Annotated in this window: 19 protein-coding genes; 13 read left to right on the top strand and 6 right to left on the bottom strand. The window is 66.1% G+C overall.

All coding sequences use genetic code 11. The features are described 5' to 3' along the window. The first annotated feature begins 29 nt into the window (after positions 1 to 29). Positions 30 to 674, top strand: coding sequence for a hypothetical protein (locus tag ASE58_RS17970; RefSeq protein ID WP_156347734.1), 645 nt, complete (start codon positions 30 to 32; stop codon positions 672 to 674). Between the two features lie 82 nt (positions 675 to 756). Here the strand turns inward: ASE58_RS17970 and ASE58_RS13185 are convergent, their stop codons facing one another. Beyond that, entirely contained in the window at positions 757 to 1,986 is a 1,230-nt protein-coding gene (locus ASE58_RS13185) for an N-acetylmuramoyl-L-alanine amidase (protein ID WP_055822437.1), read from the bottom strand. 515 nt (positions 1,987 to 2,501) lie between these two features. Here ASE58_RS13185 and ASE58_RS13180 point away from each other — a divergent pair. Continuing rightward, positions 2,502 to 5,222, top strand: coding sequence for an Rne/Rng family ribonuclease (locus ASE58_RS13180; protein WP_235513617.1), 2,721 nt, complete (start codon positions 2,502 to 2,504; stop codon positions 5,220 to 5,222). Positions 5,223 to 5,283: 61 nt separating this feature from the next. On the opposite strand, the gene ASE58_RS13175 is transcribed toward ASE58_RS13180, so the two are convergent. Further along, positions 5,284 to 6,648, bottom strand: a complete 1,365-nt coding sequence (locus tag ASE58_RS13175; RefSeq protein ID WP_055822055.1) for a PAS domain-containing protein — start codon at positions 6,646 to 6,648, stop codon at positions 5,284 to 5,286. Positions 6,649 to 6,914: 266 nt separating this feature from the next. On the opposite strand from ASE58_RS13175, the gene ASE58_RS13170 reads away from it, so the two are divergent. Then, the gene (locus ASE58_RS13170; protein WP_055757186.1) at positions 6,915 to 7,412 is read left to right on the top strand and encodes a MucR family transcriptional regulator; all 498 of its coding nucleotides are present in this window, start codon (positions 6,915 to 6,917) and stop codon (positions 7,410 to 7,412) included. A 41-nt stretch (positions 7,413 to 7,453) separates the two neighbouring features. Here ASE58_RS13170 and ASE58_RS13165 read toward each other — a convergent pair whose 3' ends face one another. The 3 genes from ASE58_RS13165 to ASE58_RS13155 all read right to left on the bottom strand — a co-directional run bounded on the left by ASE58_RS13165 (position 7,454) and on the right by ASE58_RS13155 (position 11,553). Beyond that, the gene (locus ASE58_RS13165; protein WP_055822053.1) at positions 7,454 to 8,557 is read right to left on the bottom strand and encodes an ATP phosphoribosyltransferase regulatory subunit; all 1,104 of its coding nucleotides are present in this window, start codon (positions 8,555 to 8,557) and stop codon (positions 7,454 to 7,456) included. A gap of 162 nt (positions 8,558 to 8,719) precedes the next feature. Next, a complete protein-coding gene (serA, locus tag ASE58_RS13160; RefSeq protein ID WP_055822049.1) occupies positions 8,720 to 10,297 on the bottom strand; it encodes a phosphoglycerate dehydrogenase in 1,578 nt (525 codons plus the stop codon). Between the two features lie 125 nt (positions 10,298 to 10,422). Further along, on the bottom strand, positions 10,423 to 11,553 hold the full coding sequence (locus tag ASE58_RS13155) for a phosphoserine transaminase (RefSeq protein ID WP_055822046.1): 1,131 nt from the start codon (positions 11,551 to 11,553) through the stop codon (positions 10,423 to 10,425). Positions 11,554 to 11,763: 210 nt separating this feature from the next. Between ASE58_RS13155 and ASE58_RS13150 the strand changes: the two genes are divergently transcribed. The 7 genes from ASE58_RS13150 (at position 11,764) to ASE58_RS13120 (ending at position 18,016) form a co-directional block, all read left to right on the top strand. Further along, on the top strand, positions 11,764 to 12,195 hold the full coding sequence (locus ASE58_RS13150) for a response regulator (protein WP_156347733.1): 432 nt from the start codon (positions 11,764 to 11,766) through the stop codon (positions 12,193 to 12,195). Between the two features lie 70 nt (positions 12,196 to 12,265). Further along, positions 12,266 to 13,624, top strand: coding sequence for a M48 family metalloprotease (locus tag ASE58_RS13145; protein ID WP_055822040.1), 1,359 nt, complete (start codon positions 12,266 to 12,268; stop codon positions 13,622 to 13,624). Next, positions 13,624 to 14,349, top strand: coding sequence for a DsbA family protein (locus ASE58_RS13140; protein WP_082456951.1), 726 nt, complete (start codon positions 13,624 to 13,626; stop codon positions 14,347 to 14,349). Before ASE58_RS13145 ends, ASE58_RS13140 begins: the two co-directional genes overlap by 1 nt. Before the next feature lie 22 nt (positions 14,350 to 14,371). Continuing rightward, complete coding sequence (locus ASE58_RS13135; RefSeq protein WP_055822038.1) at positions 14,372 to 15,484, top strand: membrane dipeptidase; 1,113 nt, start codon at positions 14,372 to 14,374, stop codon at positions 15,482 to 15,484. A gap of 41 nt (positions 15,485 to 15,525) precedes the next feature. Continuing rightward, positions 15,526 to 16,461 carry an ABC transporter ATP-binding protein gene (locus ASE58_RS13130; protein WP_055822033.1) on the top strand — a complete coding sequence of 312 codons (936 nt, stop codon included), beginning with the start codon at positions 15,526 to 15,528 and terminating at the stop codon, positions 16,459 to 16,461. After that, on the top strand, positions 16,458 to 17,225 hold the full coding sequence (locus ASE58_RS13125) for an ABC transporter permease (RefSeq protein ID WP_055822030.1): 768 nt from the start codon (positions 16,458 to 16,460) through the stop codon (positions 17,223 to 17,225). Before ASE58_RS13130 ends, ASE58_RS13125 begins: the two co-directional genes overlap by 4 nt. A gap of 11 nt (positions 17,226 to 17,236) precedes the next feature. Continuing rightward, complete coding sequence (locus ASE58_RS13120) at positions 17,237 to 18,016, top strand: SDR family oxidoreductase (protein ID WP_055822028.1); 780 nt, start codon at positions 17,237 to 17,239, stop codon at positions 18,014 to 18,016. 6 nt (positions 18,017 to 18,022) lie between these two features. Here the strand turns inward: ASE58_RS13120 and ASE58_RS13115 are convergent, their stop codons facing one another. After that, positions 18,023 to 20,140 carry an AsmA family protein gene (locus ASE58_RS13115; RefSeq protein WP_055822430.1) on the bottom strand — a complete coding sequence of 706 codons (2,118 nt, stop codon included), beginning with the start codon at positions 20,138 to 20,140 and terminating at the stop codon, positions 18,023 to 18,025. 158 nt (positions 20,141 to 20,298) lie between these two features. On the opposite strand from ASE58_RS13115, the gene rpmI reads away from it, so the two are divergent. The 3 genes from rpmI to ASE58_RS13100 all read left to right on the top strand — a co-directional run bounded on the left by rpmI (position 20,299) and on the right by ASE58_RS13100 (position 21,421). Further along, positions 20,299 to 20,502 carry a 50S ribosomal protein L35 gene (gene rpmI / locus ASE58_RS13110; RefSeq protein ID WP_055757212.1) on the top strand — a complete coding sequence of 68 codons (204 nt, stop codon included), beginning with the start codon at positions 20,299 to 20,301 and terminating at the stop codon, positions 20,500 to 20,502. A 13-nt stretch (positions 20,503 to 20,515) separates the two neighbouring features. Continuing rightward, positions 20,516 to 20,887 carry a 50S ribosomal protein L20 gene (rplT, locus tag ASE58_RS13105; protein WP_055757215.1) on the top strand — a complete coding sequence of 124 codons (372 nt, stop codon included), beginning with the start codon at positions 20,516 to 20,518 and terminating at the stop codon, positions 20,885 to 20,887. Between the two features lie 219 nt (positions 20,888 to 21,106). Then, on the top strand, positions 21,107 to 21,421 hold the full coding sequence (locus tag ASE58_RS13100; protein ID WP_055822026.1) for a GIY-YIG nuclease family protein: 315 nt from the start codon (positions 21,107 to 21,109) through the stop codon (positions 21,419 to 21,421). The last annotated feature ends 22 nt before the right edge of the window (positions 21,422 to 21,443 follow it).

Genomic DNA, 21,443 nt, shown 5'->3' with positions numbered 1-21,443 from the left:
CAAATCGAAAGCTATCATTGCTTCTCTGATTGACCGGTATCGACTATCTTTTAGCCATGAACCGTAAAAAATCAGGTCCTCACCCTTGGGCCAACCATCCCGAACTTTTGACATCGATCCGATCACCATGGCAAAAATTTCGCAAGGCGGACTGGAACTTTGACAGATACGAAGATGCGATCATGGCACGGCCATGTGATACAGAAACGGTCGTCTACACTGCGCTTGATTTCTGCATAGCGATAGTCGCCCTTCGCGACTGGACCCGAAAGGCCTTGGCCCGCGATATTCGTCAAAACGGAAAGGCTATGCCGGCCGGTATGACGGCTTTGGACGATTTTACGAGCTTCGTCGCTGCTCGCGTACAATGGCAGTCGGCAATTGAGGCGATCGCAAACACGGTGAAACATGCCGACTATCGCGATACTGGATGGGAGAAGGGCACCGCGATGGTGGCGAGCTTCGTTCCCGAGCCGCTCCAAGCTGATAAGGATGCCTGTAGGGACGGCTTCGAACTATTTGGCTTTATGCACAAGCATCGAAACGTAGCTTGGTGGGATATTGCGCTACGCCAAATACCGAGCGCTGAAGCTGAACCGGGTTATATCGCGTTCGGTGATACCTTGGACGAATGGAGATCAATCCTCGATGACCTCGGCTACATCACTGACTGAACAAAGATTTTTTGGCGGCTTCTTAGAAGCCACTATTCATACTAAAGATTCTGGGCAACAATTCTGCTGAACCGGCCCGCGCTCAGCGCGCCGCCAGCCGCCGCGCGAAATACACCTCGACCGCGCGCTCGACGCTTTTGGCGATCGCGCGACGCCCCTCGACCGAATCGAGCCGCTGTGCGTCGGCATCGTTCGACAGATAGCCGGTTTCGAATAGGATCGAGGGCAGGTCGGGGGCCTTGAGCACCATCAGCGACGCCATGCGGTGGTAATTGGGCTTGAGCGGGATGACCCCGGTCGCCTCGCGTCCCAACAGCCGGGCGAAACCGGCCGAGGCGTTCATCGTCTCGCGCTGCGTCAGGTCGATCAGGATCGAGGAAATATCGGCGCTCTGCCGGCCGAGGTCGACCCCGGCCAGGATATCCGCCTTGTTCTCGCGCGCGGCAAGGCGTGCGGCTTCGCGGTCGGAGGCGACTTCGGACAAGGTGTAGATGCTGGCCCCGGTCGCCTGCGGATTGTCGGCGCTGTCGCAATGGATCGAGATGAACAGGCTGGCCCCCAGCCGCCGCGCGATCGCATAGCGTTCCTGCAGCACGAGGAACTCGTCGCGGTCGCGGGTCAGCGCCACGCGCACCCGCCCGCTGGCCAACAGCGCGTCGCGCACCGCCCGCGCGGTCTTCAGCGTCAGGTCCTTTTCCTGCATCCCGCCATGGGGCGAGATCGCACCCGGATCATGCCCGCCATGGCCGGCATCGATCACGACGAGTGGCCGGTCGGTATCGCCCTCGATCCGGGGCAGGCGCTGATTGCGGCGGCGGCTGGGCACGGGGACCGATACGGTCGCGCGCTGCCGGGCATCGACGATCATCGCCGCCGACGACGACGCCGGCACGACCGTCGCCATCGCGATCTGTGGCTGGAACCGCATCCGCCCGGCGGTGGTCGCGCGGGCATAGCGTTCGGGCGCGACGCCGTTCAGCGTCAGGGTCAGCCGCCGGCCATCCTCCGAAAAGCGACCGGCAGTGACCATCAGCGGCCGGTCGAGGTCGAACACGATCCGGCTGCCGCCGTCGCGCACCCCCTGGCGCACCGCGCGCACCGACCCGCCCGATTCGCTGCGCCCGCCGGGGCGCACGCCGTCGAGGTCGACGACCAGCCGGTCGGGGCCGCCCAGCACGAAGCTGGAGGCGCCGGTCGCGGGACGATCGAGGCGGATGACGATGCGATCCGATCCGGCATCCACGCTGTCGACCGTTTGCGCAGCGACAGGCAGGCCGAACCAGATCGACAGAAAGGCGAGCCAGGCACCCATCGGCGCGCTATGCCGTCCAATCGCGTTTTCGGTCCAGCGCAAATCCATGGACGTGGTGCCCGCTTCCCATTTTCCCGAAGCACCGTCCTACGCCCATGCGGTTCAACCTGCGGTGAACCAGCACGCTGAATCCGGCTTTAACCATTTATTCGGATTTGCTTCGCTACCGAAACGACCGCGCCGACGCTGTTGCCGTTGGCGACACCGGGTGCTACGCCCCTAATTACGTCGGTCCCGGACATGGTTCGGGGAAACCGATGCGACACCCCCAAAGCGTACCCGCTGCACGGGGTTTAACCAGGTTGATGTTCGCATGTGGCAAGTTCCGTCCCGTACCGCCTGTGCCGCTGTCGCGGCCGGCGTCGGGGCGACAATTGTCCACCCGGAACTTTCCGGGCTGCCCATGCCAGCAGACGCATATCCCAGCAATCGCGCGCAGGCACCGGGCATGACCCCCGCCGCGCGTTTAGGCGCGCCGACTGGCACGGCCGTCCGGCGCGCCCGGAGACAGTATCATGACCACGCGGATGTTGATCGACGCACGCCACCGGGAGGAAACCCGGGTCGCCGTCGTCAAGGGTAACCGGATCGAGGAATTCGATTTCGAATCGGCCGAGCGCAAGCAGCTCAAGGGCAATATCTATCTGGCCAAGGTGACGCGGGTCGAACCGTCGTTGCAGGCCGCCTTCGTCGATTATGGCGGCAATCGCCACGGCTTCCTCGCCTTCAGCGAAATCCACCCCGACTATTACCAGATTCCGAAGGAAGACCGCGACGCGCTGCTGGCCGAAGAGGCCGAGCACGCCGCCGAGGAAGCCGCGCTGCGCGCCGGTGACCATGACGACGACCTCGATTACGACGATCATGACGACGATGCCGAAGGCGGCGTCGAAGTCGTCGAGCGCGACGAGGAAGACGACGACCATCACGACGACGAGGAAGGCGAGGCCCCGGCGCGCCGTCCGCGCAAGAGCGGTGGCGACGATGCCGCGGTCGAGGCACTGCGCCAGCGCCGGCTGAACCTGCGTCGCCGCTACAAGATTCAGGACGTGATCCGTCGTCGGCAGGTACTGCTGGTACAGGTCGTGAAGGAAGAGCGCGGCAATAAGGGCGCGGCGCTGACCACGTACCTGTCGCTCGCCGGTCGCTATTGCGTGCTGATGCCCAACACCGCGCATGGCGGCGGCATTTCGCGCAAGATCAGCTCGGCCGCCGACCGCAAGCGGTTGAAGTCGATCATGGCCGAACTGACGCTGCCGGCGTCGATGGGCTGCATCGTCCGCACCGCCGGGCTCCAGCGGTCACGCCAGGAGATCAAGCGCGACTTCGACTATCTCGCCCGCCTGTGGGACGGAATCCGCGATCAGACGCTGACCTCGTCGGCGCCTGCGCTGGTCTATGGCGACAGCGACCTGGTAAAGCGCGCGATCCGCGACATCTATAACAAGGATGTCGACGAGGTGATCGTCGAGGGCGAGGACGGTTTCCGCCACGCCAAGGAATATATGCGGCTGCTGATGCCCGCGCACGCCCGCCGGGTGAAGCAATATGCCGACGCGGTGCCGCTGTTCCAGCGCGCGCATGTCGAGGATCAGCTGGCCGCGATGTACAATCCGGTCGTGCAGCTGAAGTCGGGCGGCTATCTGGTCATCAACCCGACCGAGGCATTGGTGTCGATCGACATCAACTCCGGCCGGTCGACTCGCGAACATAATATCGAACAGACCGCGACTGCGACCAACCTCGAAGCGGCGCAGGAAATCGCGCGCCAGTTGCGGCTGCGCGACATGGCGGGCCTCGTCGTCATCGACTTCATCGACATGGACCACGGATCGAACGTCCGTAAGGTCGAGAAGGCGATGAAGGAGGCGCTGAAGAACGATCGCGCCCGTATCCAGGTCGGCCGCATCTCCGCCTTCGGCCTGATGGAAATGAGCCGTCAGCGGCTGCGCACCGGCGTGCTCGAAGCATCGACCCGCCAGTGCCCGCATTGCGAAGGCACCGGCCTGGTCCGCACCGCATCGTCGGCGGGCCTGTCGGCGCTGCGCCTGATCGAGGACGAGGCGGCACGCGGTCGCGGCTCGCTGATCCAGCTGCGCGCCAGCCAGGAAGCGGCGTTCTATGTGCTGAACAAGAAGCGCGCCGACATCGCCGAGGTCGAGGACCGGTACGGCGTGACCGTCGAGATCGTGCCCGATGCCGAGATCGAGGGCGCGCGCATGGCGGTCGAGGCGTCGGGCCCGCCGCCCGCGCACCCGCCGAAGATCGAGCCGCTGGTCATCGTCGACGACGAAGACGATGCCTATGACGAGATCGAGGACGAAATCGACGAAGAGGTCGAGGACGAAGCGGTCGAGGAAACCCCCCGTGCGCCGCGTGGCGACGATGAAGGCGAAGGTCGCGGCAAGCGCCGCCGCCGCCGTCGCGGACGTCGCGGTCGCAACCGGGAGGAAGGCGAGGCCGGCGATGACGCCGACACTGCCGAAGATGCGGACGAAGAAGGCGAAGACGAGGACGAGGCGGACGCCGAGGTTGCGGCCGACACCGCCGCGCCCGAAGCCGAGCAGGGCGACGAAGGCACCAAGCGTAAGCGTCGCCGTCGCGGTCGTCGTGGTGGCCGTCGTGGCGACGGCGCGTTCGATGCCGCCGATGGCGCCGGCACGATCGCCGACCTGCCCGCCGAGGACGATGCGACCGACGAAGCGGTCGAAGCCCCGGCCGCAATCGAACCGGTCGCCGAGCCTGACGTCGTCGAGGCCGCCCCTGCGGCACCGGCGCCCAAGCGCACCCGTCGTCGCCCGAGCGCCCGCGCCAAGGTCGAAGGCGTGACCGACGCGGCTCCGGCCGACCCGGTCACCGTCGAGGCCAGCGACGCCGCGCCGATCGTGACCCCCGAACCGGCGGCTACGCCGAAGGTCGAGGTCGAGCCGGCGGCGGAAGCGCCCAAGCCGAAGCGGACCCGCAAGCGCAAGGTCGATGTCGCGCCGGTCGTCGAGGCGGAAGCCGAAGCGGAGGCCCCCGCCCCGGCCGCCGAAGCAGACGCGGAAGCCGCGCCCAAGAAGCGTCGCCCGCCCCGTCGCAAGGCAGCGGCTCCGGTAGAGGCACCCGTGGAAGAAGCCGCTCCGGCGGAAGAAACCGTTGCGGTCGAAGCGGAAACGCCGGACGCACCGGCGGAGGACGCCGACGGTTCGGCATCGCCGCGTCGCGGCTGGTGGCAGCGCACCTTCGGCAACTGATCGAAGGCGGACGGAAAAAAGAGGGGGCGGCATCCGATCGGGTGCCGCCCCTTTTTTGCGTTCAGGCTTCGATGGTAAGCGGCTGTTCGCGGACCAGTGCCGACCGGCCGAGATCGATCCGCACCGCCAGCCCCTCGGGTCGCCAGTCGCGGACGATACTGCCGGCGAGCTGCTGCTCGATGCTGAGCGCGGCCAGCCGGGTGCCGAACCCGGTCGCATCCGGTTCGCCCGTGATCGCCGGACCGCCCGATTCGCACCAGTCGATGCGCAGTGCATCGCCATGCAACCGGGTGGCGATCTTTACCCGCCCGTCGGGAACCGACAGCCCGCCATATTTCGCGGCATTGGTCGCCAGTTCGTGAAAGATCAGCGCGACCGGCGTGGCGCCGCGGTCGTCGATCGGCACGTCGTCTCCCTCAATCCGCCATTGTTCGACGGCATAGGGCGACAACAGCTCGCGCAGGACATGGTGCAACGTCGCCTCGCCGATCAGCGGGCGTGAAATGTCGCTATGCGGCCGGGCAAGGTCATGCGCCGCGCCCAGCGCCGCGATCCGTCGGGCGAGATCGTCGGCGAAGTCGCGAACCTGCGGCATCCGCCGTGCCGACATCCGCACCAGTCCGCTGATGATCGCGAAGATGTTCTTGATCCGGTGGCTCAGTTCCCGGCTCAATATGTCGTTCTGTTCGGCGGCGCGCTTCGCCGAATCGATATCGGTGCAGGTCCCGATCCAGCGCACGATTGCGCCGTCGGCGTCGCGTACCGGCAATGCGCGTCCCAGCACCCAGCGATAGGCACCGCTGCGGTGGCGCAGGCGATATTCGATCTCATAATCGTCCCCCGTGTCCAGGCTGTGCCGCCAGCGCGCCCATGCCCGGTCCTGATCGTCGGGATGGAACATGCCGTTCCAGCCTGCCCCATCGGTCGACCCGTCCGGCATGCCGGTGAAGCGATACCATTGTGCATTGTAGAAATCGTGATGCCCATCGGGGCGGGTCGCCCAGACCATTTGCGGCATGGCGTTCGTCAGCACGTCCAGTTCGGCGCGGGTGGCCGCCTCCGCCGTTTCGGCCTGTCGCTGCGAATCCTCTTCACATGCGATCGCGATCCAGCGGCCACGCCCATCCGGCGCCACGCGAAAGCCAACCGAACGGTCGATAGACTCCGAGACCAGCGGCAGCGAGAGGGTGAAGGCAGTGCCGGTCACCACCCCGTCCTGCCACGCACACCGTACCGCGTCACGTCCGGGTCCTTCGTGGCAACAATTCCACAATGCCTGGCCGAGCCGATCCCCGACATCGGCGTGCCAACGCCGGTTGCCCCATAACAATTGCCCGTCGTCATCGGCGATCCAGGCAAATATCGGCATCATATCAGCAATATCGTGCCAGATCGTCGCGGTCGGATCGATGGTATCGGCGTGCATGGTCACATCATTTGTCCAAGGTCGACCTGCCCGGATCGGGCAAGGTCGCGGTACGAGCAAGTTTCAACGTGTCGCCAGCGCAGACTGACGGGAATAAAGCCATATCGATGTGGCCCATAGCACCGATCGACGATAAACAATTCGTATGCCATCCGCGAAAATCGACGATTTTACCGGTTAATCCAATCAAATTTAAGATTATCCGCCGCACAGCCATTGACCTGCCCTCCGGCAAGTAGCATTTCGCCGCCATTGAGGAGATCTCCATGACTGACGACAGTTCCGAACTTAACGCGATCGAGCTGGCCACCGAGCTTACCATTGCGTGGTTGAACAACGGCAACAACCGCGTTGCGGCAGAGGATGTTCCGGCATTCCTGCAGACGATGCACGCGACCGTTCTGGGACTGGCATCGGGCACGTCGGAACCGGAGGAAGCCGCGCCGCAGCAGGACCATGTCGCCGCCGTTTCGGTGCGCAAGTCGCTGGCGTCGAAGGATCACATCATTTCGATGATCGACGGCAAGCCATACAAGACGCTGCGCCGTCACCTTGCCGGCCACGGGCTGACCCCGGAAACCTATCGCGAGCGCTATGGCCTGCGCCCCGATTATCCGATGGTCGCCGAAACCTATTCGCAGAGCCGCCGCGACATGGCGAAGCGCATCGGCCTTGGCCGCAAGGCGCGCACGACCAGCGAGGCGGGCGATGCCGCCGGCGACGCGGCACCCCGCCGCGGGCGCAAGCCGAAGGCCGCCGAGTAAGCGACGAAAAAGGGGCGGCCAGCAGGTCGCCCCTTTTTGATTCAGGCGACTGGCTGCGCGGCGTCGCCGTCCCAGACATGGGTGCACAGCTGTGCCTGCGGCGTGTCGCCTTCGACCAGTGTCGCCACCGTCACCCAGCCCTCGCCACGCAGGCGCGCCGCCGTCGCCGGGCTGGTCCCGATCGGCAGGAACAGCCGCTGCCGGTCCTTGGCCCCCAGCCCCGCATCGAGCAGTGCATCGGCATAGAGCGAGAAGCCGACCGCTGCTTCCTCCTGCCCATCGGCATGACAGACGGTGTAGCTGCCGCCGCGCCCGACTTCGCCCAGCACACCGCGTGCGAAGAGCGAGAAGCCCAGCCAGCTCTGATATTCGAAGCCATGCCGTTCGGTCGGGTCGAGCGTGACGCCGATATCGGCGGGCAGCGTCGCCACCACCGCCTCGATCGCGTCGAGCCGTGACGCCAGCCGTCCGGCGGCATCGGTCGCGCGCAACCGGGCAAGCGCGGTGGCGAACGGCCCGGCGGCCTCGACCAGCGGCAGATAGGCGGGATCGATCGCCGCGACCCGCCCGGCATCCTTTCCATCCAGCGCCGCGATCAGCGCGTCATGCTGCGGCCCCGGCGGATCACCGGCCAGCGTCGCGACCAGATCGGGCAGGGTGAAGTCGATCGAGATGCCAGTCACGCCCGCCGCGCGCAGCGATTCGACCGCGACGGTCACGATCTCGATCGCGGCCGCCACATTGTCGAGGCCGATCAGCTCCGCCCCGATCTGGCGCAGCGCCCGGCGCGGGCTGAGTTCGCTTGCGCGCAGTTTCAGTACCGGGCCGGCATAGGACAGCCGCACCGGACGCGGGTGATGGCCCATGCGCGTCGCGGCGATCCGCGCCACCTGCGCAGTAATGTCGGGCCGGATGGCCAGCGTACGCTGGCTGACCGGATCGACGAAGCGCACCGCATCGGTCGCCGCCGTACCCTTCAGCCGCCCGACCAGCCCCGCCTCGAACTCGGCGAGCGGCGGGTCGACCTGCTCATAGCCATAGCCATGCGCGACCCCCAGCACCGCCCCTTCGAACCGGCGCAGGCCATCGGCGGCGGGGGGCAGGCGGTCGTGAAACCCTTCGGGGAGGAGGCCGGTATCGTTCATGGGATTCCCCTAGCGGGAGTTGCGGCGCTGTGGAACCGGGCACGCGTCCCGGCCAGCCCAACACGTCACCCCGGACTTGATCCGGGGTGACGGTCGGCGACGACACGCAAACGGGCTGCCGGATCGCTCCGACAGCCCGTCTACTCACGTCGATCAAACCGATCAGAACTTGAGCGGCATCACCGTCTTCACGCCCGGAAGCGCGCGGACCTTGGCGACCAGTTCCGGCGTCACCGCTTCGTCGACCGACAGGAGCACCACCGCTTCGCCACCGGCATCGCGGCGACCGAGGTGGAAGGTGCCGATGTTCACGCCCGCCTCGCCCAGCGTCGTACCGATGCGGCCGATGAAGCCCGGCGCGTCTTCGTTGACGACGTACAGCATGTGGCCGGCCAGATCGGCCTCGACCTTGATGCCGAACAGCTCGACCAGCCGCGGCTGGGCATTGCCGAACAGCGTGCCCGCGACCGAGCGTTCGCCGGCTTCGGTCTTGAGCGAAACGCGGATCAGCGTGTGGTAATCCCCTTCGCGATCGTTGCGCACTTCGCGCACCTCGATACCGCGTTCCTTCGCGAGGAACGGGGCGTTGACCATGTTCACCGTGTCCGACTGGACGCGCAGGAACCCGGCCAGCACCGCGCCGACGATCGGCTTCTGGTTCAACTCGGCCGCCGCACCTTCGCTGTGCACCGACACGCGGGCGATGGCACCGGTGGTCAGCTGCCCGACCAGCGAACCCAGCTTCTCGGCCAGCGCCATGTACGGCTTGAGGCGCGGTGCCTCTTCGGCCGACAGCGACGGCATATTGAGCGCGTTGGTGACGCCGCCCGATACCAGGAAATCGGCCATCTGCTCGGCGACCTGGATCGCGACGTTGACCTGCGCCTCGCTGGTAGATGCGCCCAGATGCGGGGTCGAGACGAAGTTCGGCGTGTTGAACAGCGGCGATTCCTTGGCCGGCTCCTGTACGAACACGTCGAGCGCGGCACCGGCGACATGGCCGCTGTCGAGCGCGGCCTTCAGCGCCGCTTCGTCGATCAGCCCGCCGCGCGCGCAGTTGATGATGCGCACGCCCTTCTTGGTCTTGGCGATATTCTCAGCCGACAGGATGTTGCGAGTCTGGTCGGTCAGCGGGGTGTGCAGCGTGATGAAGTCGGCACGGGCCAGCAGCTGGTCCAGTTCGACCTTCTCCACGCCGATCTCGATCGCGCGTTCGGGCGACAGGAACGGATCGAAGGCGATGACCTTCATCTTCAGCCCCTGTGCGCGGTCGGCAACGATCGACCCGATGTTGCCCGCACCGATCAGGCCCAGCGTCTTGGCGGTCAACTCGACGCCCATGAAGCGGTTCTTTTCCCACTTGCCGGCCTGGGTCGAAGCGTCGGCTTCGGGCAGCTGGCGGGCGAGTGCGAACATCAGCGCGATGGCATGTTCGGCGGTGGTGATCGAGTTGCCGAACGGCGTGTTCATCACGACCACGCCAGCGGCCGAGGCGGCGGGGATGTCGACGTTATCCACGCCGATCCCGGCGCGGCCGACGACCTTCAGGTTCTTCGCGGCGTCGAGGATCGCCTTGGTCACCTTGGTCGAGCTGCGAATGGCGAGGCCGTCATAGTCGCCGATGATCGCGATCAGTTCCTCGGGCGTCTTGCCGGTGATCTCGTCCACCTCGACCCCGCGTTCGCGGAAGATCTGGGCGGCCTTCGGGTCCATTTTGTCGGAAATCAGAACTTTGGGCATGTTTGTTTCCTTCTCCCTCTCCCCTTCAGGGGAGAGGGCCGGGGAGAGGGGAAGTCGGGGAGAGGGTGGAGAGGGCGGCGTGACAGCCCCTCTCCCAACCCTCTCCCCTGAAGGGGAGAGGGCTTTTACGCCGCCTTCGCGGTGGCGTAGGCCCAGTCGAGCCACGGCCCGAGCGCCTCGATATCGGCGGTATCGACGGTCGCGCCGCACCAGATGCGCAGGCCGGCCGGCGCATCGCGGTATCCCGCGACGTCATAGGCAGCCCCTTCGGCCTCGAGCAGCGACGCCATCTTCTTGATCAGCGCCTCGTCGGCACCCTTGACGGTCAGGCAGACGCTGGTCTTCGACCGGGTCGCCGGATCAGCGGCAAGATGGCCCAGCCAGTCGCGATCGGCCACGATCTTGTCGAGCGCGGCGGCATTGGCATCGCTGCGCGCGATCAGGCCGTTTTCGCCGAGCGACTTGCCCCATTCTAGGCTGAAGATCGCATCCTCGACCGCCAGCATCGACGGGGTGTTGATCGTCTCGCCCTTGAACACGCCCTCGGTCAGCTTGCCCTTCGACACCAGGCGGAAGACCTTCGGCAGCGGCCAGGCGGGGGTGTAGGTTTCGATCCGTTCGACCGCGCGGGGCCCAAGGATCAGCACACCATGCGCGCCCTCGCCGCCCAGCACCTTCTGCCAGCTGAACGTCGCGACGTCGATCTTCGCCCAGTCGATGTCATAGGCGAACACGCCCGAGGTCGCGTCGGCAAACGACAGCCCCTCGCGGTCGGCGGGGATGAAATCGGCGTTGGGCACGCAGACGCCCGACGTGGTGCCGTTCCAGGTGAACAGGACGTCGTGGGTCCAGTCGATCGCGGTCAGGTTGGGCAGCTGGCCGTAATCTGCGCGCACGACGGTCGGGTCGATCTTGAGCTGCTTGACCGCATCGGTCACCCAGCCTTCGCCGAAGCTCTCCCACGCCAGCGCGGTGACGGGACGTGCGCCGAGCATCGTCCACATCGCCATTTCGAACGCGCCGGTGTCGGAACCGGGGACGATGCCGATGCGGTGGGTGTCGGGCAGCTTCAGCAGCTCACGCATCAGGTCGATGCAATATTGCAGGCGCTGCTTGCCGATCTTCGAACGGTGCGACCGGCCAAGGCTGACGGGGTTGAGGCGGTCGGCGGACCAGCCCGGCGGCTTGGCGCAAGGGCCCGAGGAAAAATACGGGCGAGCGGGAGTCGTAGCCGGCTTAGGCGGAAGATCAGTCATGTCAGTCTCTCCTCACAGAGAGCACGCGCTGCGTTGGGACAGCGTGGCCCGTCGCGGCCATTAGCGGCGTCTGCGGTGCGGCACAAGCGCCATCCGCGCAACATTGTTACCAAGCGATGTTACGGGGCATGTTACGGAGCGATGCGGCAGGGCGAGGAACCGACCGGGCGATTCCGCGTTGCCTTGATCGAGATTATATCTGGAAATCCCATGCCAACCCCCACCGTCCTGATCGTCGAAGACGAGATGCTGGTCGCGATCGACCTGGAGGCATCGCTGGAGGAGCATGGCTATCGTCCGGTCGGGATCGCCGCCGACATGTCGCGCGCGCTGGAACTGGCGTCGGCGCGCCCCGACGTCGCGCTGGTCGACTGCAATCTGCGCGACGGGCCGACCGGGCCGATGATCGGGCGGATGCTCGGCCAGAAATACGGGACCACCGTCATCTTCCTCACCGCCAATCCCGCGATGCTGGACGACGGGATCGCTGGCACGCTGGGCGTTGTGTCGAAACCGTGCGGCTATGAATCGGTCGGCGAGCTGGTCGATTTCGCGGTACGCGCCCGGCAGGGCGACCTGTCGCAACCGCCCACGGGCATCAAGCTGTTCGGGGTACCCGCGTCGTTCGGCGCATCCGCTTAACGCACGGTTCAGCCAGCGGGCGGCATCGCGGCGTTGACCGGTGTCCGCCCCCTGGCCGATAAGGACCTTCATGAAGCGCGCGCTGGGCGGCATCGTCGCCGCCATCCTCCTGTTCACCCAGCCCGCCGCCGCCCAGTCGATGCTGCGCGATGCCGAGACGGAGGCGCTGCTGACCGACATGTCGCGCCCGATCGCGGTCGCGGCGGGACTCGACCCGCGCAATTTCAACGTCGTGCTGCTGCAGGACAAGTCGATCAATGCCTTCGTCGCGGGCGGACAGACGGTCTACGTCCATAGCGGGCTGATCGACGCCGCCGCCCATGCGAACGAGGTGCAAGGCGTCATCGCGCACGAGATCGGCCATATTGTCGGCGGGCATGTGCCGCTGGCCGGGCGCGGCATGGCCCCGGCGACCGGGATTACCGTGCTCAGCCTGTTGCTGGGCGTCGCGGCGATGGCGGCCGGCGCGGGCGAAGCGGGCGCGGGCATCCTGGCGGCGGGGCAGCAGGCCGCGATGGGCAGCTATCTGGCGTTCAGCCGGACACAGGAAAGTTCGGCCGACGCGGCGGGCGCGCGGTTCCTGCGCGGCGCCAATATCTCGGGACAGGGGATGCTGGACTTCTTCAAGAAGCTCCAGAACATGGAATATCGCCTCGCGATCCCGCAGGACAATGGCTATCAGCGCACCCACCCGCTGACCGGCGAACGCATCGCCAATCTGACGGCCGATGTGCAGGCATCGCCCGGGTTCAAGGCACCGACCGACCCGGCGCTGGAAACCAGGTTCAAGCGGGTGCAGGCGAAGCTGCGCGGCTATGTCAGCGATCCGCAGGACACGCTGCGCCGCTATCCAGCCAGCGACCAGAGCATCTATGCCCATTATGCCCGCGCCTATGCCTATCACGAATCGGGCTATCCGGAGCAGGCGGCGGCAGAGACGCTGGCGCTGGTAAAGGCCGCGCCCGACGATCCCTATTTCCTCGAACTCGAAGGGCAAATCCTGCTCGAATCGGGCAAGCCCAAGGAAGCATTGTCGGCGCTGCGCGAGGCCACCGACCGGACGCGCTCCTCGCCGCTGATCGCCGCGACCTTTGGCCATGCGCTGATCGCGGCCGAGGACCCCGCGCTGCTGGACGAGGCGGAACGGGTGCTGAAGCAGGCGATCGCCCGCGACACGCAGAACCCGTTCGCGTGGTATCAGCTGAGCATCCTGTACGAACGCCGCGGCGATCCGGCGCGGGTCGCGCTGGCGATGGCCGAATATGCGTCGCTGGCGGGCGATACCGGCATGGCGCTGGCCAGCGCGCGGCGGGCGATGGCGTTGTTGCCGCAAGGGTCGCGCGACTGGATTCGCGCACAGGACATACAGATGACGTCGCAGACGGCGTTCGAGGAAGAACGTCGCCATCGCCGGCGTCGGGGGGAATGATGGGTAAAATCGGAAATATCGCCATGCTGGTCGCCGCAGCGGCGGCGGGTGCGGGCGGCGCGATCGTCGCCGGGCGCGGCGGGGGTGATCGTGCCGCGACCGAGACGGTGGTGCGCGACTATATCCTCGCCAATCCCGAAATCCTGCCCGAAGCAATGCGCCGGTTGCAGGCCAAGGAATCGGGCAAGGCGGTGGCGGCGAACCGCAGCGCGATCGTCGAGCCGTTCCCCGGTGCGATCGCCGGCAATCCGAAGGGCGATGTCAGCGTCGTCGCCTATCTCGACTATGCCTGCGGCTTCTGCCGCGCCAGCCTGCCCGCGATTACCGGCCTGATCGCCAGCGACCCGAACGTCCGCATCGTCTATCGCGAGCTGCCGATCCTGTCGCCCGACAGCCGCACTGCCGCCGAATGGGCGCTGGCCGCCGCGCTCCAGAACAAGTTCAAGCCGTTCCACGACGCGCTCTATGCCAGCGGCCGGGTCGACGCCGACACGATCCGGCAGGCGGCGACCACCGCCGGGCTGGACATCGCCGCCGCCGAGGCCGCGATCCGATCGCCGCAGGTGGTGGCGGAGATCGAGCGCAACCTGAAGACGGCGGGCACGCTCGGCTTCACCGGCACCCCGTCGTGGGTGGTCGGCGACCAGGTGTTGAGCGGCGCGCAGACGCTTCCCGCGTTGCAGACCGCGGTGGCAGACGCGCGCAAGGCGGGACGGCCGGGATAAGCGCAGGACAAGGGGCAGGCCCATGGCGGTAATCACACGGCGTTCGGTGGTCGGCGGACTGGTCGCAGGCGGCATCGCGCCGGGCATGGCGATTGCGGTGCCTCGCACCGGCCGTTCCCACCGCCTCTTCATCGATTCGCTCAGTTTCCTGCCGAAGGACCTGGCCGATATCGGTCGCGCCGGACTGAACGCGATGATCGCCGACATATCGGAGGTCGAGGAGGTTCGCGATGCAGCGGGCATTCCCCGCTACCTGCGCGGCTTTCGCGCCAATGACGCCGCGATCGACAAGGCGGTGGCCCGGCTGCACCAATCGCCCCATGCCTATCTCGCGCTGAAGGGCAGCGATATCGGCAGCCGGCCGGGCTGTGCGACGTTCCTGCAATTCCAGTCGACCGAGATGATCGAGGACGATCTGGGCCGGATCGCACGGTTTCACGCCAAGGGCCTGCGCGTCCTGCAATTCACCCACCACAACGACAACCGGTTTGCCGGCGGCGCGCTGCAGCCCAAGCAAAGCGGCTTGACGCCGCTCGGCATCGCCGGGCTTGCCGAAATGAACCGGCTGCGCATCCTGCCCGATGTCAGCCACGGGTCGGACGCGACCATGCTGGAGGCGGCGACGCGATCGACCACGCCGATCGCGCTCAGCCACGGCGCCGTCCGCGCGATCGTCGACCATCCGCGCTGCGCCCCCGACACCGTGATCCGTGCGATTGCGGAGCGTGGCGGGGTGATGGGCATTTTCATGATGAGCTTCTGGCTGACGCGCAAAAAGGTGCCGACCGTGGCCGATTATGTCGCGCAGGTCCGGCATGTCGTGCGGGTCGGCGGGATCGATGCCGTCGGCGTCGCCAACGACTTTCCGATGGGTGGCCAGGAAAACCTGCTGACGCTCAACAACGACAATGCCCGCGGCGTCGCCGAATATCTGGAATGGTGGCGGGCGATGCGGTCGCAGGGGATTGCCGGGTTCGACTGGACACCGGAACATGTCGTCATTCCCGCGCTGAACCATATCGACCGGATGCGGCGTATCGCCGACGCGCTCACCGCCGTCGGCTTCCGTAGCCGGGAAGTGGATGCGATCATGGGCGGCAACTGGCGGCGTTTGTTAACCGACGTGTTGGGATAGCGACTTCCCCCGGTCATCGAAGCGTGAAACAAGCCGTTCTTATGGAAACCATTCTTTCGATCCGGGGCATCGCCAAGACGTACAAGTCCGGTACCGTCGCGCTTCAGCCGACCGACCTAGACATCGCGAAGGGCGAGATTTTCGCGCTGCTGGGGCCGAACGGCGCGGGCAAGACGACGCTCATCAGCATCATCTGCGGCATCGTGACCGCCAGCGCGGGTACGATCACCGCCGCCGGGTTCGATACGGTCGGCGACTATCGCGAGACGCGGACACGGATCGGGCTGGTGCCGCAGGAGCTGCTGACCGATGCGTTCGAAACGGTGATGGCGACCGTCACCTTTTCCCGCCGGCTGTTCGGGCGGCATGGCGACCCGGCGTTCATCGAAAAGCTGCTGCGCGACCTGACCCTGTGGGACAAGCGCGATGCGAAGATGACCGAGCTGTCGGGCGGCATGAAGCGGCGGGTAATGATCGCCAAGGCGCTGTCCCACGAGCCGGACATCCTGTTCCTCGACGAACCGACCGCCGGCGTCGATGTGGAGCTGCGCCGCGACATGTGGCGGCTGGTCCACGATCTGCGCCAGCGCGGCGTCACCATCATCCTGACCACGCACTATATCGAGGAGGCCGAGGAGATGGCCGACCGGGTGGGCGTGATCGCCAAGGGCCGGTTGATCCTGGTCGAGGAGAAACAGGCGCTGATGCGCAAGCTGGGCAAGAAGACGCTGACGCTGACGCTGCCCGACCCGTTGCCCGAAGTGCCGGCGGCACTGGCGCATTGGCCGCTGGAGCTGTCCGACGAAGGCCATGCGCTGACCTTCGCGTTCGATGCGAAGGCCGAGGATAACGGGGTGCGCGCGCTGCTGCGCGCCGCCGACGAGGCCGGGATTGCGTGGAAGGATATCGCCACCAAACAGTCGAGCCTCGAGGATATCTTCGTCGGGCTGGTCCATGAACAGGAGGGCCGGGCATGACGTTCAACTGGCATGGCGTGCTGGCGATCTATCGCTTCGAACTGGCGCGGTTCGGGCGGACGATCTGGACCTCGCTGATGACGCCGGTCATCACCACCTCGCTCTATTTCGTGGTGTTCGGCACCGCGATCGGCAGCCGGATGAACGAGGTGTCGGGCGTGCCGTACGGCGCATTCATCGTGCCGGGCCTCATGATGCTGACGATGCTGACCGAAAGCATCTTCAACGCCAGTTTCGGCATCTTCATGCCCAAATGGTCGGGCACGATCTATGAACTGCTCTCCGCCCCGGTCTCCACGCTGGAGACCCTAGTCGGTTATGTCGGGGCGGCGGCGAGCAAGTCGGTGATCGTCGCGCTGGTCATCTTCGCCACCGCACACCTGTTCGTCGACGTGCAGGTCGCGCATCCGATCTGGGCGCTGTGCTATCTGGTGCTGGTCGCGGCCACCTTCTGCCTGTTCGGCTTCATCCTCGGACTATGGGCCAAGGGGTTCGAACAGTTGCAGGTCATCCCGCTGCTGGTCGTCACTCCGCTGACCTTCCTGGGCGGTGCCTTCTATTCGATCGACATGCTGCCGGGCGTCTGGCGGACGATCAGCCTGTTCAATCCGATCGTCTATCTCATCAGCGGGTTCCGCTGGACCTTCTTCGGCACCGGCGACGTGCCGGTCGAGGCGAGCCTGGGCGCGACCTTCGGTTTTCTGTGCATCTGCGTGGGCGTCATCACCGTCATCTTCCGCACCGGATGGCGGCTCAAGAAATAAGGACCAACGCGATGGATCTGGGAATTGCCGGTCGCAAAGCGATCGTGTGCGCGTCGAGTGCCGGCCTTGGCCGCGCCTGCGCGCTCGAACTGGCGCGGGCCGGGGTCGATGTCGTCGTCAACGGGCGCGATGCGGCGAAGCTGCATGAGACGGCGGCAGCGATTCGCGCCGAAACCGGGGTGACGGTGACCGAGGTCGTCGGCGACCTGTCGACCGAGGAAGGCCGCGCGGCGTTGCTGGCCGCCTGTCCAGACCCCGACATCCTCGTCAACAACAACGGCGGCCCGCCGCTCAAACCCTATACCGAGCTGGAGGCCGACGGCATCCGCGCCGGGGTGGAGGCCAATTTCGTGACGCCCGCGCTGCTAATCCAGGCGGTGTTGCCGGGCATGGTGGCGCGCGGGTTCGGGCGGGTGGTCAACATCACCTCCGGATCGGTCAAGATGCCGCTGCCCGGCCTCGACCTGTCGAGCGGCGCGCGCGCTGGGCTGACGGGTTTCGTCGCTGGCATTGCACGGCAGGTGGCGGGGTCGAACGTGACGATCAACGGCCTGCTCCCCGGATCGTTCGACACCGCGCGTATCGCGTCGATGACGCAGGCGGCGGCGGCAAAGAACGGCACGACCCCGGCCGAGGAAAAGGCGAAGCGGGCCGAATCGATTCCCGCCAAGCGGATCGGCGATCCGGCGGAATTCGGCGCAGCGTGCGCGTTCCTGTGTTCGGACAAGGCCGGGTTCATTACCGGGCAGAGCCTGTTGATCGATGGCGGGGCGTTTCCGGGAATTATGTGATCCCGGTCAGAAGATGCCCAAAAACTTCTTGCGCTGTTCCTTCCGCTCACCCCGGTTGGAACGGCCATCCTCCGCCTTCGCCGTCGTGCCACGCCCCACATCGTCGCGCGCTTCGCCATCCTTGGTCCGCTGTGCGCGGGCGGTCGCGCCGGACAGGATCGGACCACACGCCGCGCCCTTCGCATCGCCGGGATCGACAAACGCCAGCACGCCCGCCAGTGGCGTCGCCACGATCGAGAGGCCCAGCCCGGCCCCGGCGCGCCCCAGTAATTCCGGGCTGATGACCGAATAGCGCGGGGCGGCGAAATAGCCGCCGATGCCGACCGGCGACTGGCCGGCGAACAGCGAAAAGCGTTTCGAATCGGCGCGCACCGCCAGGTCGATCGATTCGTTGCGGAAGCTGAATCCGCCGCGCCCGATCATCACGTTCTTCTGCGTATCGATCAGGATCGGGTCCGCCGCCGCCACGCCGCCGCGCACGGTAAAGCCGATCAGCCCGCAGTTGATCCGCACCGGCTCCTTCAATTTTCCCTCGAACATCTTTTGCGCAAAGGTGCCGAGGTCGAGTTCTGACAACTGGATATTGCGGGTCCAGAAGCTGCCGGCCGGCAGGATGATCGCGATGCGGCCGTTGGAAGCCGCCAGCGAGTCGTGTACGGTATCGCCGGTGCCGGTTAGCTTCACCCGCGCCTTGACCGTGCCGCTGGTGCCTGCCTCCTCGACACCCCAGCCGGCCAGCAGCCGCCCCATCGGCGTCGGCGACAGGCGAATGTCGTAATCGGTGACGGCGGGGCGGCGGCGGGCGTCGATGACGATATCCGACGCAACGTTGCCGCGCGCCATGGCAAAGGTCAGCGGCGACAGCTTCAGCAGCCGGTCGTTCAGGTCGAGCGTCAGGTCGACGTCCGACACTGGCAGGCTGCGCGCGCGAACCGTGCCGACCTTGTAGCGAACCTTCGCATCGAAATTGCGCAGCGCTTCGACGTTCAGCTTCGCGTCGGGCAGCAGGCGCGGCGCGCCACCGTCACGCGCGATCACGCCCGCCGCGCCCTGTGCCTCGACCCGTTCGAGATCGTAGCCGACGAACGCCGACATATCGACGATGTCGAGCGTGCGCGACGTCAGGTCGGCGGTGAGCAACAGGCGCGGTTCGCGCTGCGTGACGGTCAGGCTGCCCGCCAGGTCGCTGTCGCCGAACACCCCCTTCAGCCGGGTGAACTTCCAGTCCGCCCCGTCCTTGGTCATGCGCCCGGTCAGGCGGTAACGGCGGGTATTGGGCGTCAGGATGCCGAGCGTGGCGAACACATCGGCCAGATTTGCCCCGCGCAGCCGGACGGCGAGGTTCGATCCGTCGAGCTGGGTAGGGCCGGGCAGCGTGCCGGCGAGGATCGCGACCGACCGGGCAACCTCGATCCGCGCGGTCAGCTGATTTTTACCGCCGCGAATCGTCGCGTTCGGCGATTGCAGCTGCCCGGTCAGGCGAAACGGGCGTCCGCGCACCGTGCCGCGTCCGGTGGCGCGAATCGCGCTTTCGAATTGCGCGCCCGCGGTGATCGTCGTGTCGAGGTCAAACGTCCCGTCGAGCCGGAATTGCGGGTCGCGGTACCGTATCCGCGTATCGCGAAAGATGCCGCTGCGCACGATCGGCAGTTCGAGCTTTTTCCCCGGCTTGTCGGGATCGCCAAAGGTCCAGGTGTTGCGCTTGCGCTGGGCATCCCAGTGGAGATCGGCACGTGCGCCATCGAGTTCGAGCCAGTTGACCCGCCGCCGCCCGACCACGAAGGTCAGCGTCGCAACCGAGCTGTCGATCTTCTTCGCTTCGAACAGATTGCCGCCGCCGGCCCAGTCGGGGTTCGACACCGACAGCCCTTCGGCAAGGAATTTCAGGTTCAACGGGTTGAAATAGAACTGGAAATCGCCGGCCACCCGCACCGTCCGACCGCTCTGCGACGACGCGACGCGCTCGAACGTGCCCTTCAGGAACCGGCCCTTGGTAACGAACAGGATTGCCCAGGCGAGGATGATCGCCGCGACGATGCCGAGCAATGTCCGAATCGCGATTCGCCGCCAGTCGCGGCGGCGTGGGGCATCGGGGGTGCCGGTCGTTGCGGAAACTTCGGCCATCGCGTCCACAAGCGTTCGGGGGCGAAACGAGTTCCGGCGGTTGCGTTTTCGTGACGGGCGGGTTAGGGGCGCGCTCTTTCCACGACCTTTCAGGGATTCGCCCGGCCATCTGGGGCTGCCGCGGCAATCCGCACGTCGTGATATTTGAGGAGACCAAAATGCCCAAGCTCAAGACCAAGAGCGGCGTGAAGAAGCGCTTCAAGCTCACCGCCACCGGCAAGATCAAGCACGGTGTCGCGGGCAAGCGCCACCGCCTGATCTCGCACAACGCGAAGTACATCCGCCAGAACCGCGGGACTTCGGTCCTGGCCGACGCCGACACCGCCCGTGTCAAGGCGTGGGCGCCCTACGGCCTTCGTTAAGGAGTACTGAGCAATGGCACGTATCAAGCGCGGCACGACCACCAAGGCGAAGCACAAGCGTATTTTGGATCAGGCGAAGGGCTATTATGGCCGTCGCAAGAACACGATCCGCATCGCTCGCCAGGCCGTCGAAAAGGCCGGTCAGTACGCTTATCGCGACCGCAAGGTTAAGAAGCGGACCTTCCGTGGTCTGTGGATCCAGCGCATCAACGCCGGTGTCCGCGCGGAAGGCATCACCTATTCGCAGTTCATGCACGGCTGCAAGCTGGCCGGCATCGAACTCGACCGGAAGGTCCTGGCCGACATCGCGATGCACGAGGAAGCCGCCTTCAAGGCGATCGTCGCGCAGGCGAAGGCCGCCCTGCCGGAACAGGCCGCCGCGTAAGCGAACGGTTTGAAGGTAAGCGAAACGCCGGTGGGGTAACCCGCCGGCGTTTTTCGTTGTGTCTGCCCGCCCCGCCCATCGTCATCCCGGCGAAGGCAGCCTCACCTTCATCGTCATTCCCGCGCAGGCGGGAATCCATAGACGCTACCGTCTCGGCTCCAGTATCAACGTCGGCGTGTATGGGTTCCCGCCTACGCGGGAACGACGAAGGGGTGGGGATTGGTGCGCATCTTTGAACCCTGCGTTTATATCGTCGCCAGTCGCCGCAACGGCACCATCTATACCGGCGTCACCAGCAACCTGATCCAGCGCCTGCACCAGCATCGCACCGGCACCTGCCCCGGCTTTACCGCGGAGCACGATTGCCACCGTCTTGTCTGGTTCGAACGCCACGACACGATGGAAACTGCCATCCAGCGGGAAAAGCGGATCAAGAAGTGGAACCGCGACTGGAAGCAGAATCTGGTCGAGCAGGACAACCCCCACTGGCACGACCTCGCCTCGGGGCTAGGCTTCTCCGCCGTTCCGCAATAAAGCCGGTCGCCTATCCCGACCA

Source organism: Sphingomonas sp. Leaf9 (genome assembly GCF_001421355.1).
In the GTDB taxonomy this organism is placed as follows: domain Bacteria; phylum Pseudomonadota; class Alphaproteobacteria; order Sphingomonadales; family Sphingomonadaceae; genus Sphingomonas.
The sequence above is the reverse complement of the archived record's forward strand: the minus strand, read 5'-3'. Positions and strand labels throughout refer to the sequence as shown.